Source organism: Spirosoma montaniterrae (assembly GCF_001988955.1).
Taxonomy (GTDB): Bacteria; Bacteroidota; Bacteroidia; order Cytophagales; family Spirosomataceae; genus Spirosoma; species Spirosoma montaniterrae.
Map to the genome: position 1 here is coordinate 4,298,723 of NZ_CP014263.1, position 20,044 is coordinate 4,318,766.

14 protein-coding genes are annotated in these 20,044 nt (G+C 55.4%); 11 read left to right on the plus strand and 3 right to left on the minus strand.

The window, feature by feature from the left end; genetic code table 11:
* Positions 1 to 99 precede the first annotated feature (99 nt).
* The gene (locus AWR27_RS18495; RefSeq protein WP_083732907.1) at positions 100 to 2,742 is read left to right on the plus strand and encodes a beta strand repeat-containing protein; all 2,643 of its coding nucleotides are present in this window, start codon (positions 100 to 102) and stop codon (positions 2,740 to 2,742) included.
* Between the two features lie 168 nt (positions 2,743 to 2,910).
* Positions 2,911 to 5,463, plus strand: a complete 2,553-nt coding sequence (locus AWR27_RS18500) for a TonB-dependent receptor plug domain-containing protein (protein WP_077132565.1) — start codon at positions 2,911 to 2,913, stop codon at positions 5,461 to 5,463.
* Between the two features lie 53 nt (positions 5,464 to 5,516).
* Here the strand turns inward: AWR27_RS18500 and trxA are convergent, their stop codons facing one another.
* Entirely contained in the window at positions 5,517 to 5,819 is a 303-nt protein-coding gene (gene trxA, locus AWR27_RS18505) for a thioredoxin (RefSeq protein ID WP_077132566.1), read from the minus strand.
* Positions 5,820 to 6,157: 338 nt separating this feature from the next.
* Between trxA and AWR27_RS18510 the strand changes: the two genes are divergently transcribed.
* On the plus strand, positions 6,158 to 6,973 hold the full coding sequence (locus AWR27_RS18510; RefSeq protein WP_077132567.1) for a M57 family metalloprotease: 816 nt from the start codon (positions 6,158 to 6,160) through the stop codon (positions 6,971 to 6,973).
* 183 nt (positions 6,974 to 7,156) lie between these two features.
* Here AWR27_RS18510 and AWR27_RS18515 read toward each other — a convergent pair whose 3' ends face one another.
* The gene (locus tag AWR27_RS18515; protein ID WP_077132568.1) at positions 7,157 to 9,499 is read right to left on the minus strand and encodes a S8 family serine peptidase; all 2,343 of its coding nucleotides are present in this window, start codon (positions 9,497 to 9,499) and stop codon (positions 7,157 to 7,159) included.
* 149 nt (positions 9,500 to 9,648) lie between these two features.
* Here AWR27_RS18515 and AWR27_RS18520 point away from each other — a divergent pair, with 149 nt between their 5' ends.
* From AWR27_RS18520 to AWR27_RS18530, 3 genes are read left to right on the plus strand one after another with little or no spacing between them, the layout of a single operon-like run.
* On the plus strand, positions 9,649 to 11,298 hold the full coding sequence (locus tag AWR27_RS18520) for a hypothetical protein (RefSeq protein ID WP_077132569.1): 1,650 nt from the start codon (positions 9,649 to 9,651) through the stop codon (positions 11,296 to 11,298).
* Positions 11,299 to 11,308: 10 nt separating this feature from the next.
* The gene (locus AWR27_RS18525) at positions 11,309 to 11,644 is read left to right on the plus strand and encodes a tRNA-binding protein (protein ID WP_077132570.1); all 336 of its coding nucleotides are present in this window, start codon (positions 11,309 to 11,311) and stop codon (positions 11,642 to 11,644) included.
* Positions 11,645 to 11,686: 42 nt separating this feature from the next.
* Entirely contained in the window at positions 11,687 to 13,759 is a 2,073-nt protein-coding gene (locus tag AWR27_RS18530; protein ID WP_077134070.1) for a plastocyanin/azurin family copper-binding protein, read from the plus strand.
* A gap of 146 nt (positions 13,760 to 13,905) precedes the next feature.
* Here the strand turns inward: AWR27_RS18530 and AWR27_RS18535 are convergent, their stop codons facing one another.
* Positions 13,906 to 16,440, minus strand: a complete 2,535-nt coding sequence (locus AWR27_RS18535; RefSeq protein ID WP_077132571.1) for a tetratricopeptide repeat protein — start codon at positions 16,438 to 16,440, stop codon at positions 13,906 to 13,908.
* A 122-nt stretch (positions 16,441 to 16,562) separates the two neighbouring features.
* On the opposite strand from AWR27_RS18535, the gene AWR27_RS18540 reads away from it, so the two are divergent.
* Genes AWR27_RS18540 through AWR27_RS18560 form a run of 5 tightly spaced genes read left to right on the plus strand, consistent with a single transcriptional unit; the run spans position 16,563 to position 20,020 of the window.
* The gene (locus AWR27_RS18540) at positions 16,563 to 16,817 is read left to right on the plus strand and encodes an AbrB/MazE/SpoVT family DNA-binding domain-containing protein (RefSeq protein ID WP_077132572.1); all 255 of its coding nucleotides are present in this window, start codon (positions 16,563 to 16,565) and stop codon (positions 16,815 to 16,817) included.
* Positions 16,811 to 17,134: a type II toxin-antitoxin system PemK/MazF family toxin gene (locus AWR27_RS18545; RefSeq protein WP_198045029.1), complete on the plus strand. Its 324-nt coding sequence runs from the start codon at positions 16,811 to 16,813 to the stop codon at positions 17,132 to 17,134. The genes AWR27_RS18540 and AWR27_RS18545 overlap by 7 nt, the downstream gene beginning before the upstream one ends.
* A complete protein-coding gene (locus AWR27_RS18550; RefSeq protein ID WP_232325870.1) occupies positions 17,101 to 17,685 on the plus strand; it encodes a hypothetical protein in 585 nt (194 codons plus the stop codon). Before AWR27_RS18545 ends, AWR27_RS18550 begins: the two co-directional genes overlap by 34 nt.
* Positions 17,686 to 17,739: 54 nt before the next feature.
* Positions 17,740 to 18,603, plus strand: a complete 864-nt coding sequence (locus AWR27_RS18555; protein WP_077132574.1) for a tetratricopeptide repeat protein — start codon at positions 17,740 to 17,742, stop codon at positions 18,601 to 18,603.
* A gap of 10 nt (positions 18,604 to 18,613) precedes the next feature.
* A complete protein-coding gene (locus AWR27_RS18560; protein WP_077132575.1) occupies positions 18,614 to 20,020 on the plus strand; it encodes a M20/M25/M40 family metallo-hydrolase in 1,407 nt (468 codons plus the stop codon).
* Positions 20,021 to 20,044 lie beyond the last annotated feature (24 nt).

The following is a 20,044-nucleotide window of genomic DNA, read 5'->3' on the forward strand; positions in this document are numbered from 1 at the left end:
TTTTACGGACCATTTATACATTAGCATACATTTATGTGTTCGGACTTTTCTCAGAAATTCAGTAACAACACGATCATTACAAACTAAACCAACTCTCTCATGAGGAACCTTCTCCTATTGGGGGCCACGCTGCTGGCCCTTACTACATTCTCTTACGGGCAAAACACGACAACCCTCAACCAAAACGGCTCGTATCAGGCGGCTGTACAACAGCAAACGGGTAACAACCAAAACTCAATCATCAACCAAACGCAGGGATCGGGTACAAACATTGGCAACTGGGCCGGTACGTACCAGACCGCTACCAGCAGCAACACAGCCACAATCAATCAGAAAGATGGTTCGCAGGGCAACCGGGCGGGCCTGACGCAGCAGGGCGGCTCGGGCAACAACGCCACAATTAACCAGAATAACGGCGCGCTGGGCACAAGCGGCACCACCACCTCAACCGCCGTGGCTACGTCGCTGGCAGCAGGAGGTACGGGTAACTTTGCCGGTATTCTGCAAAATGGCAGTAACAACACGGGTGTACTTATCAACCAAAACAATAACAGCAAGAGTAATTTCGGCGAAATCTGGCAGAATGGGAATAACAACAGCGGTTCTACCATCAACCAAAACGATAATTCAACGGGCAACCGGGCCACTGTTTTTCAAGGGTTTATCGACCGGGGCATCATTGGCGGGGTTAGCAGTAACAACACGGCTACCATCGACCAGAACGGTACGGTAAACGGAGCCTCGCAAAACAACCTCGCCACCGTGACACAGGCCGACGATGGCAATACGGCAACCGTTGGGCAAAGCAGCAACAGTTCGAGCAACACCGCTACCGTCGATCAGAGCGGCTCTATCGTAGGCAATACGGCTACTATTACCCAAAGCGGGGGAATAGCGGGCAGCAGCTCGGAAAACACGGCTACCATTACACAGGCGGGCGACGAAAATACGGCTACCATTTTGCAAAGCAACGGCACAACCGGCGCGGGCGCATCGACCCTGAATATGGCTGCTATTGGGCAGAATGGCGATTTCAACACGGCTTCCATTTTTCAGCAGCCCGGTGCCGACGGTGCGTCGAGCAATAACAAAGCCACCATCGAGCAAACCAACGACGACAACGGAGCTACAATTTCTCAGAACAACAATTCGACAGGTAATGAGGCACTGATTCAGCAGTCGGGCAGCGGTAGCACGTTCAATACTGCAACTGTTTTTCAGAACGATAACAGCAGCAACCAGAAAGCTACGGTTGTGCAAACCGGCACGAACCTCTTTGCCGACGTGAAACAAAACGGGCAGGAACTGGGAACCGCCGGACAAATCAGCGAGGGCAACTCAGCTACGGTGACGCAAACGGGCGATGCGCATCAGGCTTTTTCCGAACAAAGTTCAGGCTTTGATAGCAGCGAGGATAACATTGTCAATATAACACAGATTGGCACCACTGGCGGCCACACCGCCGAGGTGACCCAGAACGACCTGAGCCTGCGTAACACAGCTACGGTTGACCAATCGGGACAGAGTAATTTCAGCGAGGTGAATCAATCTGGTTTCTCTTTTAATCTCGCTGGAATAGGCAGCACAGATAACAAAGCCACGGTCGTTCAATCGGGTACGTCGAATACAGGCCGAGTGTTTCAGGCTAATAACGCAGACGAAAACGTTGCTACGCTCACCCAATCGGGGCAGGGTAACAGCGCCGAAATCTATCATGTCTCTAACGTTACCAACAACACCGCTACCAGCACACAGAGTGGCGTAACAGGGTCGGTCGTTATTCAGCAGATTCGCGGCTCCGATCAGGCTACAGCCACGGTTGTGCAGAGCGGCACCAGCAATAACGGCCAGATTTACCAGTATCGGGGAACGGGCAACGTAGCCCTGATCGACCAGCTTACGACGGGCAGCAGTAACCGAGTCGAAATCTACCAGGGTGATACTAGTAGCTCACTTGGCGCTTCTTTTCCAACATCGAGTAGCAACAACTCAGCCGTTACGCAACGTGGCACATCGAACACGGCCCGCTTAGACCTGCTCGGTAATAGCAACGTGACCACCATGTCGCAAACGGGCCGTGCCAACCTCATCCGGGGTATCACGGGCGTGTCGCCATTTTCGACTTACGCGGGTGTATATGGCAACAACAACCTCATGACAGTGACGCAGGTAAGCGGAGCAGCGGGTACGGGCAACACGGCAAATCTGGATCAGCGCGGCAATTTCAACGTCATGACGGTAGATCAGAACGGCCAAACCAATAGCAGTACCACGCGTCAGGTTGCCAACGTAACCAGCAGCACCATCACTGTTACGCAGAGCGGCACCAGCAACACTGGCTCGGCGGCTCAGTTTAACAGCACCAACAGCACGGCTATAATCGAACAGTTGGGGGCCAGCACCAGCAATACGGCCACCATCTCGCAGGGTAGCAGTGCATCTGCCGTTAGCAACAACAACATGTCGATGATTACGCAGGAGGGTACGCTGAACGTAGCCCGGTTCCAGGTAATTGGCAGCGACAACACGGCTACCATGACCCAAACGGGCGGCAATAACGTGATTCAGGGCATAACCGGCTCGTCTCCGATTGCCAACACAGCCGGTCAGTATGGCAACAACAACACCCTGACCGTTACGCAGCTAAGCGGCCTGACCGGACCAGCCAATACGGCCAACGTGTTGCAGAGTGGTAACTTCAACACTATCAATATCTCGCAGAGTACGTTAGTAACGCCATAACAGGCACACCCGTAAAGCGGGTGGAAACCCGCCCCATGCGTCAGCCACTGATGTGAATAGCTGACGCATAGGGCGGGTTTCCACCCGCTTTACTTTTGGCGAAAAGTTGCTTCGTTATTTCCGGAATAACATAACACTCGTTATATTTCGTCGGAAATAACGAGCCGAATGCAACACCTTTTCCTTAGCCTTTTTCTCTACGCGCCCACCGCCCTGCCCGACAGCACCATTGCGCCGGTCGATACGCTGCGGCAGCGTGTTTTAAGTGAGGTAATTGTTACGGCATCGCGCATACCGGAAAGCATTCGGAAAGCACCCGTCAGCATCGAACTCCTCGATGCCCGGCAAATTCGGCTTTCGGCGCAACCGTCTTACTTCGACGCAATTGAGCATGTAAAAGGTATACAAGTACTGACGCCAAGCTTAGGTTTCAAAGTCTATAATGCGCGCGGTTTTGCCAACCCAACCAACGTTCGATTTGTGCAGTTGGTTGATGGAATCGATAGTCAGGCTCCGCACATCGGCGCACCGATTGCTATTGCACTCGCCCCGTCGGACCTCGACATCGACCGGGTTGAAGTGGTGCCGGGCGCGGCTTCGGTGCTGTACGGACTGAACGCCCTGAACGGCATGGCGCAGTTGATTACCAAAGACCCGTTTACGTCAACGGGCCTGAGTGGTAGCCAGAAAACCGGCGTCAATCACCTGAATAATCCGCTGGTGTCGGCCAAAATCTTCAGCGAAAGCAGTATACGCTATGCCCGTACCATTGGTTCGCGGCTGGCTTTCAAGGTGAACATGACGTATCAGCGCGGCTACGACTGGATAGCCCGCGACGAAACCGACCTTAACCCGAATGCCAATGCTTCTCTGAACCTGACCGGTCTCACTCATCCTGCCCGCGACCTCGTGAACCGCTACGGCGACGAATCGCCCAATCGGCGGTCGCTGACGCTCGATGGTCGGCGGTACGTAGTGGCCCGAACGGGTTATTTTGAGAACGAAACCTCCGACCTCGGCCTGAGCAACCTGCGGGGCGACGCAGCCCTGTTCTGGCGCATCAGGCCAACTCTTACCGTGTCGTATCGCTACAAAACGGCGAAGCTGGCAACGCTCTACCAGCGTACCAACCGATTCCGGCTCGACCATTACCGGCTCGATCAGCATATACTCACGCTCGAATCACCTTCGCTGCAAATCCGGGCGTATCGCACGAGCGAGAACACGGGTGATTCGTATAACATCCGCTCAATGGCCGAAAACATCGACCGCTCTTTCAAACCTGACAATCAGTGGTTTTCTGACTTTTCGAGCCAGTTTACAAGTAGCACCCGCGCCGGGCAAACGGTAGCCGATGCCCTGCAAACCGCCCGCACCACCGCCGACGCAGGTCGCCCGCTGCCCGGCTCCGACGCTTTCAATGCACAGGTGGCCCGGCTGCGCGACATCAACAACTGGGACGTAGGCGCGGCTTTACGGGTGCGGGCGTGGCTGTATCATGCCGAAGGGCAGCTCGACCTGACGCGCGCTGCCTGGGCTACCTTTCGCGAACGCACGGGCATCGGTATGCAAATAGGATTCGACTATCGGCGATACAGTGTTTTCCCGGACGGCAATTATTTCATCAACCCCGACGGGTCGGGCGACAATTTGGTGTACGATAAAGCGGGGGGCTACGTGCAGGCTTCGCGTTCATTTTTCGGCGACCGGCTTACGCTGACCGGGACGTTGCGGGCCGACAAAAATCGCTATTTCGCGCTGCGGTTCAACCCGCGCGTGGCGGCTGTGTTCGCGCTCACCGACAACCATACGTTTCGATTCTCCTACCAGACGGGCTATCGGTTCCCGTCGCTATTCGAGGCTTTCTCCAATGTTAATTCGGGTGGCGTAAAGCGCGTGGGTGGCCTGCCGATTATGTCGCGGGGCATTTTCGAGCAATCCTATCTGCGCACGTCTATCGATGCCTTTCAGACAGCGATCAACACCGACGTAAACAGCAACCGCCTGACAACCGGGCAGGCCATTCAGAAAAATAAAAACCTGCTCCGCTCCAACACCTATACGTACCTGAAACCCGAACAGGTCAATAGCCTGGAAATGGGGTATAAAGGGCTGTTTTTCAACAAAAAGCTGTACGTAGACGTCGACGTGTATTACAACGTATACCGAAACTTCATAGCGCAGGTTGAAGCCAACGTACCGCGCACTAACAACCCCGATTCGGTTGCTTACGCCCTGGCCGACCGAACGAAACAGGATCGTTACCGGCTCTGGACCAACTCAAAAACAAGAGTAACTAACTACGGAGCCAGTCTGGGGCTGCGTTACGGGATTGGGCGCGGCTGGCTGCTATCGGGCAATGCGTCGCTGGCCCGGCTCGACCGCACAGATCAGGGCGACGGGCTGGAAGAAGCGTTTAATACGCCCCAGTGGATCACGAATCTGAGCATAGGCAACCCAACACTCTGGCGGCAGTTAGGTGCTTCGCTGACCTATAAACGTCAAAGCGCATTTTTGTGGCAATCGGCTCTGGCAACGGGCATGGTTCCGGCCATCAACACCATTGATGGGCAACTTAGTTATACGTTTCCGACAGCGGGCGTGTTCGTCAAGCTCGGCGGCTCGAACCTGCTTAACCGCTACTACACCACCTTTGTGGCCGGGCCGGGCGTCGGCGGTTTTTATTACCTGACCATAACAGCTACCGTATCGGAACGTTGAAGCTCCCGTTTTGTGATTGAGCGCAACACCATACCGGCGACTCAACCAGCGTTTTACATGGCCTGTTTCACCAGATTTTCGAGTGTATGCAGCGGCTGAACACCCGATTTGCGCCAAACGATCCGGCCTTTGTGAAACAGAATCAGCGTCGGTACGCTCTGAATCTGGTATTGAGTAGCAGCCGCCCGGCTCCGGTCGATGTCGATTTTAATGATTTTCAGTTTCTCGCCCATGCGGTCGGCTAATTGCTTCAGCAGGGGAGCCTGTTGTTTGCAGGGGCCGCACCAGTCAGCATAAAAATCAACCAGCACGGGCGTATCGCCTTTGATAAGTTCATCAAACGGTGTCTTGCTCATATCGTTAACGTTGTTTTTGTATAACCGAACCGGACTTTGTTTCGTTACCCTGCCTGTTTATCTCCTCTGCCCGAGCATATTGGCCGACGTATTGACCAGACAAGTGAGACGTATAGGGGGTAAAAAGTAGAACCGTAGTCCTGGTTACTTATCAACTCTTCAGACTACAATAGCCCGAAAAACATCCTCTCTGTCGACCGGAATGATTTTTTTTCAACAAACTGACGCATCAGTCACCGCCCAATAAATATTTTGCCCTATTATTATGAATGCGGTGTCAAAAACTGTTGATTTGTTCATATTGATTCCTGTTTTCTCACAACTTCTTTTTGTTTCTCATGAAAACTATTTTTTACCTCACTTCATTAGCTATCGGCAGCGTGTTGTACGCCTGTCAGCCTACCCCAGTTGAGACGGCCCAGCCTGCTGCCCGGCAGGAAGTACCTACAACGGTGAAAGCTAAAGTCCGGGCTATGGGCTTCAGTACCTACAACATCCAGACGGTCGACGACGGTTATATTGTTGAAAACGACATCTTCCTCGACAAGAAACAGCTTGACCTCGCCCAGCGCAAACAGGCGATTCGCGTAGGTAGTGGCGAACAGTACCACACAACTTCGCTGGTGAATAATCTGCCCCGCGTTATTCGCATCAGCGTTGCCAACAACCTTCCTCAGGTGTATGTCGATGCCACCATCGAAGCCATCAACCGCTACAATGCACAGAACCTCTCCCTCCAGTTTGCCTACGTGCGGTCTGGGGGCGACATTCGGGTGCTGGCTGCGCCGGCAAATGCTCCCTATCTGGCGTCGGCTGGCTTTCCGAGCGGGGGCAATCCGCACAACTTCGTGCGCGTCAATAATGCTTTCTTAGGCAGTACGAACGATGCCACGCGGGTCGCTTACATTGGTTCGATTATGGCCCACGAGTTTGGGCACTGCATTGGTTTCCGCCATACCGATTACATGGACCGCTCGTATAGCTGCGGAGGAGCCAGCCCACAGGACGAAGGCGAACCACCAATTGGTGCGATCCAGATTCCGGGTACACCGGCTGGTCCAGACCCCAACTCGTGGATGCTGGCCTGCATCGGTAACAACGTCAACCGCCCCTTCAATGCCAATGACATAACCGCTCTCGATTATTTGTACTAACACCAATTTGAATTTGCTGTGGCGTATTGCTGACGCGAGGGAGACGCAAAGGGTTGATGGTCAACCGTAGAGACGCAACCCTTTGCGTCTCCCTCGCGTCAGCAATACGCCAGCCATAATTCCATATATATACCCCCTGCAACACAGCCAATGCATTGCAGGGGGTTTGTGTTTTTAAGTAGCCTACCGAACAAGCACGGGCATCCGCTGCCAGCCGTGCCGGGTATCTACCTGTAGCAAATGCCACCCCGGCAACAGCCCATCGGTCGGTATTTGTTTCAGTACGCCCGACACCGGCCTGGGCTTTCCCTGACGCCCGTCAGATGTAATCCATGTGGCTGTGGTTTCCTGTTCGGGCATTACCACCGTCAGCGGTTGCCCATTGTCGACGGGGTTGGGGAACACGAATGGCGTGTTCGTTGCAACGCCATATACCAGTTCGTCTTCGGTCAGAATAATCTCGCCGGTTTGGGTTGTCAGCCGCACCCGATAGCGGGTAGCACCGGCTGTAGGGGGGCGGTCGGCGAAAGTGTAGCTGGTTTGGCCTGGTGTGGGCGTCTGGGTTTGCAGCGTTGTGTACGTATCGGCGGTGGCGCGTTCTAATGCCAGACTTCGCAGGTTCCAGACGGTGCCGAGGGTGAGGTCTAACCGAGCGGTGTCGGCCACGAGTTGCCGGGCCAGCCAGTTGGTCACGTAACAGCCCACGCCCTGCCGCTGGTAGTTGATCGTAAAACCGGCCTGCACCGGCCTTCCGGCCAAAACCGGCCACACGGCCACAAACGGCCCATCAACGGGCGATACCATCGCTACGGTGTCTGTAACCTGCCGGGTTGGTTCGAGGTACTGACGCCCTAATCGGTACACCTGATACGTCGACACATTGGGCTGACGCGCCCAGCTTACCACAACCCGGTCGGGGCAGTTGAGCAAGACCCGCACCGGCACCGGACGCACAATGGCAAATGTATCGCTCAGAAACGTGCGCGTACCCGTAACGATGCGAAGGCGAGCCAGTTGAGTACGGTCGGGCGGCAACCACCACACCATCTGATCGGCCAGCCTGACATTCGTAGCGACAGGTTGCCAAGCCGTTTCGCCGACCATCTGCACCGATACTGTACCGCGCTCGTCGGTATTTCCCAGCCAAAGCCAGCGCAGGGGCTGTTGCTGACCGGCCAGTAACGCGGCCCCGGTGGTAGGACTAAACCACGTCATAATCGAATCGGTAGCGTAAGCCACTGCAAACGACTGCGACCCGTCGGGCAGGCGACTGGCACCAACCCAAACGCGATACACGCCCGGCGCAGGCTGCATCAGCGATACCTGTTCAACGTTATTGACCCGGTCGATGCCGCGCCGGGCAGGCAACCGCACCGAGTCGGGATGAATAGCCGCCGACAGCACCCACGGTCGTAGTAACTCGCCGGATTTATCGGCCTTTTCAACCCATAAATCGAGGTCTTGCCGCAGTATACCGTCCGCCGAAGGTGTGTCGTTCCAGGCAAGAGCGACTGCCAGCCGGGCAGCACCGGGTGGCACCGTCAGTGTAAACGATTGGGTAGTATTTATGGTCGATACGCCCGTTTGATAGTACCGGTTTTGGGCGAGCGTAACGGCCCCGAGCGCGTTCAGACTCCCAAATCCCGCGTCGTGGTCGGGGCCGGGCAGGCCAATATCCTGACATGATGCCAGCAAACACGCCCGTACCCACGCTACCGATGGCAGTTGCCCCGTTTGGTAGCGGTAGGTTTGCTGGAGCAATGCCCCTACGCCCGATACCAAAGCCGCCGACTCCGACGTGCCGTTGTTGCCATACGCAACCAGTTCGGGCCGAATGCGCCCGTCGTTGGCAGGGCCACGCGAACTGCGGGGTTCCAGCACGCCCCGGCTGCTGATACCGCCCACCACCAAAACATTTTTTGCCTGCTTGAACTCGCCCGTCAGGGTCAGATATGGCCCCGGCAGGGGTGTATTGGCCGGGCGTTCGTCGCCACTGTTGCCCGACGAAAACACGTGCAGCAACGTTGGCTCCTGCATCACCTGCCGGTCGTAGGCCAACGCTTCTGGGCCGTAGAACCGCTCCATATCAACTCCATACGAATGGTTTTGGACAGACACGCCAAGCCGACGCAGATCGGGCAGGGTATCGGGCAAGAGCCGCTCGAACGACGATGCCGCCAGCCGAACGCCCGGTGCCACGCCCCGGCTGGTACTGGCGGTATTACCGGCCCCACCCAGCAGTGTTGCCATGATGGTCGAATGGTCGGAGAACCGGCTCGACAACGTTGACGTGGGTACGATACGGCCCCGAAAATCGATGTCCGTTGTATCGAACGATGCTTCTTTGACCGATATGGTCAGGCCCGCGCCGGTCAGGTCTGGGTAGCGTAAGCGCACGGCCTGTAGACCGTGTAAACCAAAGTCATAACCGCTAACGGCACGCGCCTGCGGGTCGGCTGTTTGCGCCCGCACGGCCAGCAACGTGCCACTGCTTATCAACCAGAAAAGAGCAAACCATAGTCGCATGGCAATAGAAAAGAGGCTGAAAATCAGTTTAGGCACAATGCACTACAAATAGCAACAAAATACCCACGGATTCAACCTTATTTCACGCCATTTTCGTAAAATCGGGGCGGGTCAGAGGAAAAATTAAGCCAGTTGTACTTATAGACATTATGAACGCGTTCTTCCGTACAATTTCCCGATCCACGGCAGTTGCCATAGGCAGCGGATTGGTTCTGACCACGTCTGGTACATCATCACTGGCGCAGCGTGCGGCACCCCTGCCTGCCAACTGGCAGCGGGCCGGTTCGGTATGGGCTGCACCCGATCAGGCTGCGCTGAAAACCAAACCGGGCGATGCGCTGCTGATTGGCACAACAGGGCAACCCTACGTGCTGGCAACGACCACCAACGATTTTGCCCTGACAATGGACCTGCTGACTACGCCCGGTGCCGATGTGCAGATTACGCTACCGAGCGGTCAGCCCATCCATCTCGGCAATGTCAGGCTTAGCAAAGCACCCGGCTTATGGCAATCGGTTGAGGTGCGTTACCGGGCAACGGGCAACCGCCCGCCGATGCTCGAAAAACTGGCACTCAACGGCGTAACCATCAGCGAGGGACAGACACTGTCGGCGCAGCGTAATGGCGTGGTCAGTTTGAACGCGCTCAACGGCTCGGTGGCGGTGCGTAATGTGGTCTACAAACCTTTTGCCGCCCGCGAGGTAGTGCGCTGGAGCGGGCCGATTCGGTACGTGATCTACGAAAAAGAAAACCGCAGCCGCGACGAAGCCCAGCAACAAAAAATCCTGAAGCAGGATACAACGTCGCAGCTTACGTATGAAGTGGCTTATGGCGGGCCGCGTCATTACACCATTCTGTTCGATGGCAAATTGAATGCCCTGCAAGGTGGTGATTACCAGTTCGATCTGCACCAGGGCGGTATTGCCGGGCTGTGGATTGATGGCAAACCCGTTGTTCCGGTCGATTATCACGATCTGGGCCAGCCGACGTCGGTCAGAACCAACCTGACTGCCGGTCTGCACGACGTACAGGTAATGTTTACGCGTTCGTGGGCGCGGCCCGGCCTGGGCCTGTTTGTGTCGCAGGATGGCGTTCGTCCACAGGCGTTGCATACGCTATCGTCATTGCCCGAACCCGATCCGGTGGGCGTTATCAGCGTGAAAGCCAACGCCCGGCCCGAACTGGTACGGTCGTTTGTGCAAATGCCCGGCGAAAAAACCAAGCGTACCCATAGTCTGTCGGTTGGCACACCCGATAGCTATCATTTCACGCTCGACCTGAACCAGATGACGCTGCTGCAAGCCTGGAAAGGGGATTTTGCCGACGTAACCGAAATGTGGTACGAACGTGGCGAACCGCAGCTACTGCGCCCGATGGGAACCGTAGTGCGCCCACCGGCCCAGCCCGCTTTAGCCATACTCGCCACCGACGCAGCCGTTTGGCCCGATAGTTTGGCCGATACTATGTTGCAATACAAAGGCCTGGCAGTCGACAAGGCCGGTTATCCAACCATCGACTATGCACTGGCCGGAGCCACCATAACCGATGCCGTGCGCCCCGGTTCGGATGGCATCAGCCGAACGCTGACGGTTAGTGGTTCGCCCGGTGGTACGGTCTACTGTCGGGTGGCGGCTGGCTCATCGATTGAGGAAATTAGCAAAGGTCTGTACGCCGTAAACGACCGCAGTTACTACGTTCGCATCGACCCGAAAGCAAAAGCCAAACTCCGCCAGAGCAATGGCAAACAGGAGTTGCTGCTGCCGGTTTCAGGCGTGGTGCGGTATGAGGTGGTATTTTAACACTGTGATTATGGCTTCTATTACCTGGCCCGACTTTGAGCAAGTAGACATTCGCACAGGCACGGTCGTGGCCGCTGAAGCATTTCCGCAAGCCCGTAAACCAGCGTATAAACTGACCATCGACTTTGGGCCGCTTGGCCTGAAACGCACGTCGGCACAATTGACGAAATTGTATCAGCTAAACGAGTTGGTTGGCAAGCAGGTGGTTGCGGTAGTAAACTTTCCGCCCAAACAAATCGCTACGTTCATGAGCGAGTGCTTAGTGCTGGGAGCCGTACAGGACGACGGCACCGTAACGCTTCTCCAAACCGAACGCCCCACCGAAAACGGATTACGAATTGGTTGAATGAAAAATGCAGAATGAAAAATGAAAAATGACGGACTTGTCATGAAAAAAATACTAACTCTTGGAGCACTGATACTCACTCATTCGCTCATTCAATCATTCACAATTGCCCAATCGCGTCCGGCAACGGAAGGCGATTATTACCGCATCGTTACGCTGCCCATTCCCGAAGACGTTAAACTGGAAGTGGGCGGGCTGGCTCCGATGCCCGATGGTCGGCTGGCGGCCTGTACGCGCCGGGGCGAAGTCTGGATTGTGGGCAACCCCTACATGCAGGGAAGCCGGGTGCCAACGTTCACACGCTTTGCCAGCGGCCTGCACGAGCCGCTGGGGCTGATGTGGCACCCCAAAGGCTACCTGCTCTGCACCCAACGGGGCGAAGTGACCAAACTCATCGACAACGACGGCGACGACGTGGCCGACGAGTACCGCTCGTTTTACAAATGGCCGCTGTCGGGCAACTACCACGAGTATAGCTACGGCCCCGTGATGCTGCCCGATGGCAACATGGTTATTACGCTCAACCTCGACTGGATTGGCTTCGGGGCCAGTTTAGCTAAATGGCGCGGCTGGATGCTGAAGTTGAACGACAACGGCGAAATGACGCCCTGGGCTACGGGCCTGCGCTCACCGGCAGGCTTCGGCGTACTGCGCGATGGCAGTATTTTCTATACCGAAAATCAGGGCGACTGGGTTGGTTCGGGCCGGATGACGCATCTTGAACAAGGCGACTTTGCGGGCAACCCCGCCGGGCTTCGCTGGACAAGCGAAGCCGGTTCGCCCCTGACGCTCAAACCCGAAGACGTTCCGAGTACGGGGAAGCCCATGCATGAAGTGGCAAAAACGGTGAAAAACCTGAAGGTGCCCGCCGTGTGGTTTCCGCATACGCTGATGGGCATTTCAACTTCAGACATTAAAGAAGATACCACCAACGGCGCGTTCGGGCCGTTTTCTGGTCAACTGTTCGTAGGCGATCAGGGCCACAGCAAACTCATGCGGGTGGCGTTGGAGAAAGTCAACGGCGAATGGCAGGGCGCGTGTTTCCCCTTCCGCGAAGGATTTCAGTCGGGCATTCTGCGGACGGTTTGGGGGCAGGACGGTTCGCTGTTTGTGGGCATGACCAACCGGGGCTGGGCCAGCACGGGCAAAGACCCCTACGGCATTCAGCGGCTCGTCTGGACCGGCAAAACGCCTTTCGAGATGAAAACCATCCGCTCGAAACCCGATGGTTTCGAGGTCACGTTCACGCTGCCCGTTGATCGGAAAACCGCCGAAAACCCCGACAGCTACGGCCTGAACAGCTTTACCTACAAGTATCACAAAACCTACGGCAGCCCCATCGAAGACGCCCGCCCGGTGCCGATTCGGGGCGTAATCGTGGCCGCCGACGGCCTGAGTGCCCGCATCGTGGCCGATACCACCCTGCGCGAAGGATACATCCACGAACTGAAAGCCGAAGGTATCCGGTCGGCATCGGGGCTGTCGTTGCTGCACAACACCGGCTATTACACGCTCAACGCTATTGCACCGGGTGAAAAAGCCAACGTACCCGCCCGCGTCGTAGCTTCGGCGGCACCTGCGCACAACCACGCTGATATGGTGGCTCGGCCTGAATTGGCGAGTGCTTCAACAAAACCCGCCCCTACAACCGGTAAAGGCAAAACGACTGCGACGAAAGGCAGTCCAGCCGCCAAAGCCACCGCAAAGCGCGTCACCGACCAACCCGCCGACTGGACCAACGGCCCCGACCAAACGCTGACCATCGGCACCAAACCGGGCCTGAAATTCGACACCGAAAAATTTGAGGTAAAGGCCGGAAGCCGCGTAAAGCTCGTCTTCAACAATAACGACGACATGCTGCATAACTGCGTGATTGTGAAGCCCGGCGCGGCCAACGCCGTAGGTAACGCAGCCCTGCGCCTGAACCTCAACGGCCCCAAAATGCAGTACGTACCCAACTCGCCCGACGTGCTGCATCACACCAACATCCTGCAACCCGAAACCGCCGAAAGCATCTACTTCGTAGCCCCCACCGAACCCGGCGACTACCAGTTCGTCTGCACCTTCCCCGGCCACTCCTCGCTGATGCAGGGCACGCTGAAAGTGGTGAAGTAAGGACACCCCACCCCAACCCCTCCCCATTAGGGAGGGGCCAATAGCGAGACTACTTTCTCTTTCTGAGGTATTGGAGTGGGAAAGTAGGTCACCTTTCTAAAGCCCCTCCCCTTTTTTTAGGGGAGGGGTTGGGGTGGGTCTATCACTCAACCAGCATTTTTATTCCGCTCCTCGATAGCCTGCTCAATAACAGCCAGACTTTTCCGCGAACTAAGCAAGTCAGGATGCTCTGCCGGAAGTACCCGTTCCCATATTGTCAGTGCCTTCTGCATATAGTCAAGTGCCTTGCCTAAATCTCCAGTGTAATAATAGGTAGCAGCAATGTTGTTGAAGGATTGAGCCAGATCAGGGTGATTGGCCGGTAGCACTGCTTCCCGGATAGCCAACGCTTTCAGATTGTACTCTAAGCGTTTATCCTGCTGGCCCAACGCACCATACGCTTCGGCAATATTATTGATGGATTGGGCCAGATCAGGGTGATTGGTGGGAAGTACCGCTTCAAAAATAGCCAAGGCGTTCTGGTTGTAGGCCAGGCGTTCATCGTGCTGGCCCAACGCACGATATGTAGCAGCAATGTTGTTGAAGAAACGGGCCAAGTTGTTGAAGAAACGGGCCAAGATTTCGTTTTTTTCATTCGCAAAAAGAGTCAGCCATTCAGCCGTGTAGGGTAGATATACCTGCTTATCGAGCGGATTCTCAGTTGGCTCCGTGTATAGCGCGTCTGCCATGCCATCCAGTAACCGTTCGCAGTTGGTGGCTGTGGGCTGTAATCGTTCGCGCATTGTCCATTGCACTAAGCCGTGCATGGCAAAATAGCGGTTGTTGGTGTCGTCTAACCAACCCAGACGGGTCAGTTCCTGCAAGGAGGTCTGTAATTGCTGCTGTTCGGCGGGGGTGTTGGCTCGTAATATTGTCGCTAAGTGCGTTATGGGTACGTCAATCGTGGGCAGCACGGCGAAGTAGCGGAGCAGTTGTTGGGCGTCGTCGCTTAGGCGGTCGGTGTCGAACAAATCGAGCAGGATGCGGTAGATGGCTTTCGTCTGGTCGTCTACCTCTACGGGATAGTTGATGGCTTCGTGCCGGTACTCTTTCTGCTCAACAATTGCCCGCAGGTCGGTCAGTTGGAGCCACGAATTGGCGTAAGCCGCCTTCGCCAGTACCTCAATTAGTTTGGGATGGTAGAATGCCTTCTCCAGTATGGTTTTGACCAATTCGTCTTCGGCATCGGTCAGGGGGATTGGATACAGGTTTTTAAATAATTGCAGGGCGTCGGCAGGGGTCAATTTCTTTATTTCCTGCACCTTACGTTCCTGCACAAACGTTTGCGGGCGCGCGCGGCCCGTAATCAGCACTCTCCCGGCTAAACTCTCCAATGCCCGTTGCCGGAGCCTCAGATCATCGGCATCGTTGGCGTTGTCGAGTACGAGCAACAGGTTCGGAATCCGGCCCAGCGTGTCGATAAGTGCCTTGAATTTATCGTCGGTGCTGTCTGCCAGATTGGGCGTAAACGCTACGTCGGGCGAGTTACCCAACTGAATCAGGATACTGTCGGCAATGGTTCCTACAATTTCTACGTAGGCGAGGTGGTCATATCCATCACGCGACCGGGCCATATACGCTTTGGCGAGGGTAGTTTTGCCAATGCCGCCCATGCCCCGCAGCAGCAACATGTCGTGCCGGGCAAAATGCGCGTCAATCTGACTGAGTTCGTCGGTGCGGCCCACCAGATTCGTCAGATCGTAGTGGGCAAAGGTGTTGAGGTATTTCTGGCGGGCGGGCGACGTTGGCAGGAGTTTATCAACCTTCTCACGGATATCAGTCAGGCTTTCGTTTGCCTGCCCAACGCCAATCTGTACCGTATCAACTTTGTTTTCGATACGTTCCAGCGTAATCAACATGTCATCCAACCGGCTCATTACTTCATCGAAACGGTCCACGATGGGCTGCATGGCCTTACCGAGTTGGGCGGCCAAATCGGTCAACTGCTCCGGCGAAATACTGATTTGCGGCACGTTGGCCTTAACGGTCAGCAACAACTCCTTTACGTCCTGAAGCAGATTGGTCTGGACGACGCTTTGCAGGCGGGTGTTGGTTTTGAGGCTTTCCGCAAAAAATGCACACAGCAACTCAAACCAGTCCATCGACTGGCCTTTGTCCGTCCAGCCCGTCAGGATGGCGGTGCGTAGGTCGTCTTCAATGCCCAGATTAGCCTGTTCCAGTTCCTGCAACATACCCTTCCGGACCTGTAGCTGTAGTTCTGCCAATCGTTCGCTGGCCGGTACGCCTTTGGGTTGCAACAGCAGTTCGTATTCGGTCACGGCGGGGTTGTCGGGCAGCGCGAATTTGACATCTGACAGTTGTTTGCGCTGCTTCTTCAGGTAGCTGATTACCTCTTTTAAATCCCAGGCCGGGAAATGGAACAAACGGTCGGCTACGTTGTACTTATTACGGAGCAGATGCTCGCAGATAACCAACGTAGCGTTCAGGTGCGCTTCCCGAACCGCCCGGTGAATATCGTGATTGACCGGCTGGGTCTGGGTGCGGAGCCGCTCGTAGATGACTTTGCCCGCTTTGCTCAGTAGCTGGTCGCTACCTTTGCCTAACCAGTTACCGATCAGGCACTCTGCGATTTTGGTAGTGGTTAAACATTGGGTAACAAGCCCGATAGTCAATGGGTCCATATGACGGATAGAAACATTGGTGAAAAATAGCCAATTTTCTAACGTATCGTGCAGGCAACGGGGCGTTTTGAAATGATACGTATCTTAGTTACCTTTGTAATTACAAAGTAGCTACTTTTTTTATGCGCTTATCTGTCGTGTCAATCGGTAATTCCAAAGGCATTCGGATTCCGAAGGCAGTGCTCGACAAATACCGGATTAAAGATTCGGTGGAGGTTGAGATGCGTGACGATGCCTTAGTGCTCAAACCCGTTCGCACCCCCCGCGAAGGCTGGGAAGAGCAGTTTAGGCAGGCTATTACTGCCGGTGATTTGCCCGACGAAGAATTGCTTGAACCATTTCCGAACGACTTCGACACTGACGACTGGACATGGTAGTGAAACGCTTTGAGGTCTGGCACGTGAACCTCGAACCAACCGTTGGCAGTGAAATCAACAAAATCCGGCCCTGTCTGATTATTTCCCCCGACACTACGAATCAATTTCTAAATACAGTGACTATTGCCGCACTGACCAGCACCCGAAAACGTTTTCCAACAAGGGTCAATTGCCTGTTCAATGCCCGCGAAGGGCAAGTGGCATTAGACCAGATCCGGTCGGTAGATAAACGGCGGCTACTCAACCGAATAGGCGAACTTGATGTCGCCACTGCTAAAGAAGTATGTCAAAAATTACAGGAACTTTTCGCGTATTGACGGCCACTGAGCAACTGACCGCCGTTATGACGCTACTCATCGTTTTGCTTACCCTGACAACCACTCACGCCCAGCAGCGCAGGCGCGCCGACGATTCGGCGTATTACCGCAGCGAACCGATTCCGGCGCATTTGCAGCCAATCGAGCGGGCGGCTGGTTCGTCGGCCCTCGGCAGCGTGTATTTTTACGGTGGCAAAAAACTATCGTCGCCCTATTCGCTCGAAGTGCCGTTTTATGAACTCAACGACCCAACGATCAATCATCATTTCAAAACGTTCCGCACGCTGACTACCCTGGGCCGGTTGACGGGCTTAGTGCAATTAGCTTACGTAATCTTCCAGCGCAACCGGAGCAACGGCACCTACTGGACCGTATTCGGCGGCTCGGTGGCGGCCACGCTCACGTTCACGATTATCGGTAACAGCCATGTCAACAAAGGCGTTACTCGGTACAATCAATTGCTTCGGCAACCGCGCGTCGGGTTCTCGGCGGTGCCCGTGTCGGCAACGGGGCAAATGGCCGTTGGGCCGGGCGTGTCGTGGGGGTTTTGATGAAGTATTCGTGGGTTTCTGTGCAGATTTGGACCGCGTATCGTACTTTGCGGCATGGAAATTCTGATAACGGTAGCCGTCATCAGCTACATCATTTATCTGCGCTATTACGCCGATCTCCGTACCCCTTCCGACAAAGAACTTGACCGGCTTCAGGTTGGCGTGAAACTTTATAACAGCAACCAAATCGAGTCGGCGTTTGCGTATTTCGATCAGGTTATTCGCCAGCATCCGCAGTGGAGCATGGCGTATTTGTATCGGGCGCGTTGCCACCTCAAACTCGGCGATACCGATGCCGCCCTCGCCGACCTTCGAACCGCCGGGAGTTACGATAATACGGTAGCAGACATTCACACCGAAACTGGCCGAATTCTGTATGACCGGCACGACTATGATGCAGCTTTTACGGAGTTCGACAAGGCTATCTTCCACGCACAGGGCCGCGACGCCATGCCGTATTACTGGCGGGGCCGCACACGGCAGAAACTGGGACAAAGTCAGGAGGCCGAGCAGGATCTGGAACAGGCTACGGCTCTCGAAGAACAAAGCCGCACGACTTCCGGCAAAACAGACAACCAGCCTACGTCGTTTTTCGATAAACGGCTGCTCACCAATGCCGCTTTTGTCTTGCTTCACAGCGTAGTACTTTTATACGTCGTGAAGCAATCGCCCGTCATTCACTGGCCGTATCTGATGGCGGCTGTTTCGGCGGCTGCCATTGGTTTCGCCGAACCGCGCAAAGGCTGGTCGCTGGCAATTTTACAGGCCGCTGCCCTCTGGATTGGCTACCAGTTTACCGACGCGCCCGACAATGGGGGCGAGCGCGAACTGGAAGCGTTCTGTCTGTACGGGTCCATGATTTTAACCTTCATAGGCAGTTTCATCGGCAGTGTGCTGAAACGGGCAATGGCAAAGTGATTTTAAAACTATGAAAAAGCAACTACTCGTCACGTCTTTCCTCTTCCTTTCTTCCCTTGCAGAAGCCCAGACCATTCTGAACCGCGACCCACAAATTGCGGAATTGGTGACGCAAATTTCTGCCGATAGTTTGCGGGCGCACATCAACGGTTTGGTCAGCTTCGGAACGCGGCACACGCTCAGCGTATCCACGCCGGGCGCATCCACGCCGGGCACCACTACTGCCCCTAAAAAAGGTATTGGCGCGGCCCGGCAGTGGATTCTGGGTAAATTCCAGCAGTACGCCAGGCAATCGGGCGGGCGCATGACGGCCTCGCTCGACACCTGGACGCTCCAACCCGACGGTCGGCGCATCGATAAACCCGCCGACATGGGCAATGTGATGGCCGTGTTGAAAGGTACTGACCCCACCGATACGCGTGTGTTCATTGTGCAGGGCCACATGGACAGCCGCGTCTCGAACGTGATGAACCGCGAGGCCGACGCGCCCGGTGCCAACGACGATGGCTCTGGCACGGCGGCTGTGATTGAACTCTGCCGGGTATTGAGCCGGGCGCAGTTTCCGGCTACGATTATTTTTGCTACGCTGACGGGTGAAGAGCAGGGTCTGCTGGGGGCAGAACACCTCAGCGAACGGGCCGTGAGAGAAAAGTGGAACCTCGAAGCCGTGCTGAACAACGACATCATGGGCAGCAACCACAGCAACGAAACGAATATTATCGACAATACCCGCCTGCGCGTGTTCAGCGAGGGTCTACCCGCCAATATGCTCAAAGACACAACGGGTCGCATTGCCCAGATCAGAAACTTCGGCAACGAAAACGACGGGAAAGCACGCACCCTGGCCCGCTATGTGAAAGAACTCGGCGAACGCTACGTCGAAAACCTGGAGGTGGTGCTGATTTATCGCAACGACCGCTACCTGCGTGGGGGCGATCATACGCCGTTTGTGCAACGCGGATTTGCCGCCGTGCGCCTGACCGAGATGAACGAAAATTACAACCATCAGCACCAGGACCTGCGTACCGAAAACAATGTAGAGTACGGCGACTATGCCAAACACATGGATTTCGAGTATCTGCGTAAAAATACGGCAGTCAACCTCGCCACGCTGGCAAACCTCGCCAAAGCCCCCGCCGTACCGCACGACGTGCGCATCGACGTGCGTAACCTGACCAACAGCACTGCACTCTACTGGCAGGCTCCGAAGACAAGCGGAGCGGCCTCCCGCAACGTGAAGGGGTATTACGTGCTGATGCGTGAAACGCACTGGCCGTTCTGGCAGAAAAAATTCTTCACCACCAAACTCGGCATGACCCTCCCCTACTCAAAAGACAATTATTACTTCGCCGTGCAGTCCGTCAGCGACGACGGCAACGAAAGCCTGCCCGTGCTGCCCGCGCCAAATCTGCGGTAGTCGTGTTATCTTTGTCTCTAAACA

What these genes read in the sequence shown, in the direction of transcription:
- AWR27_RS18495 (WP_083732907.1), top strand. Translation starts at nt 100, where the DNA reads ATGAGGAACCTTCTCCTATTGGGGGCCACGCTGCTGGCCCTTACTACA.
- AWR27_RS18500 (WP_077132565.1), top strand. Translation starts at nt 2,911, where the DNA reads ATGCAACACCTTTTCCTTAGCCTTTTTCTCTACGCGCCCACCGCCCTG.
- trxA (WP_077132566.1), bottom strand. Translation starts at nt 5,819, where the DNA reads ATGAGCAAGACACCGTTTGATGAACTTATCAAAGGCGATACGCCCGTG.
- AWR27_RS18510 (WP_077132567.1), top strand. Translation starts at nt 6,158, where the DNA reads ATGAAAACTATTTTTTACCTCACTTCATTAGCTATCGGCAGCGTGTTG.
- AWR27_RS18515 (WP_077132568.1), bottom strand. Translation starts at nt 9,499, where the DNA reads ATGCGACTATGGTTTGCTCTTTTCTGGTTGATAAGCAGTGGCACGTTG.
- AWR27_RS18520 (WP_077132569.1), top strand. Translation starts at nt 9,649, where the DNA reads ATGAACGCGTTCTTCCGTACAATTTCCCGATCCACGGCAGTTGCCATA.
- AWR27_RS18525 (WP_077132570.1), top strand. Translation starts at nt 11,309, where the DNA reads ATGGCTTCTATTACCTGGCCCGACTTTGAGCAAGTAGACATTCGCACA.
- AWR27_RS18530 (WP_077134070.1), top strand. Translation starts at nt 11,687, where the DNA reads ATGAAAAAAATACTAACTCTTGGAGCACTGATACTCACTCATTCGCTC.
- AWR27_RS18535 (WP_077132571.1), bottom strand. Translation starts at nt 16,440, where the DNA reads ATGGACCCATTGACTATCGGGCTTGTTACCCAATGTTTAACCACTACC.
- AWR27_RS18540 (WP_077132572.1), top strand. Translation starts at nt 16,563, where the DNA reads ATGCGCTTATCTGTCGTGTCAATCGGTAATTCCAAAGGCATTCGGATT.
- AWR27_RS18545 (WP_198045029.1), top strand. Translation starts at nt 16,811, where the DNA reads ATGGTAGTGAAACGCTTTGAGGTCTGGCACGTGAACCTCGAACCAACC.
- AWR27_RS18550 (WP_232325870.1), top strand. Translation starts at nt 17,101, where the DNA reads ATGTCAAAAATTACAGGAACTTTTCGCGTATTGACGGCCACTGAGCAA.
- AWR27_RS18555 (WP_077132574.1), top strand. Translation starts at nt 17,740, where the DNA reads ATGGAAATTCTGATAACGGTAGCCGTCATCAGCTACATCATTTATCTG.
- AWR27_RS18560 (WP_077132575.1), top strand. Translation starts at nt 18,614, where the DNA reads ATGAAAAAGCAACTACTCGTCACGTCTTTCCTCTTCCTTTCTTCCCTT.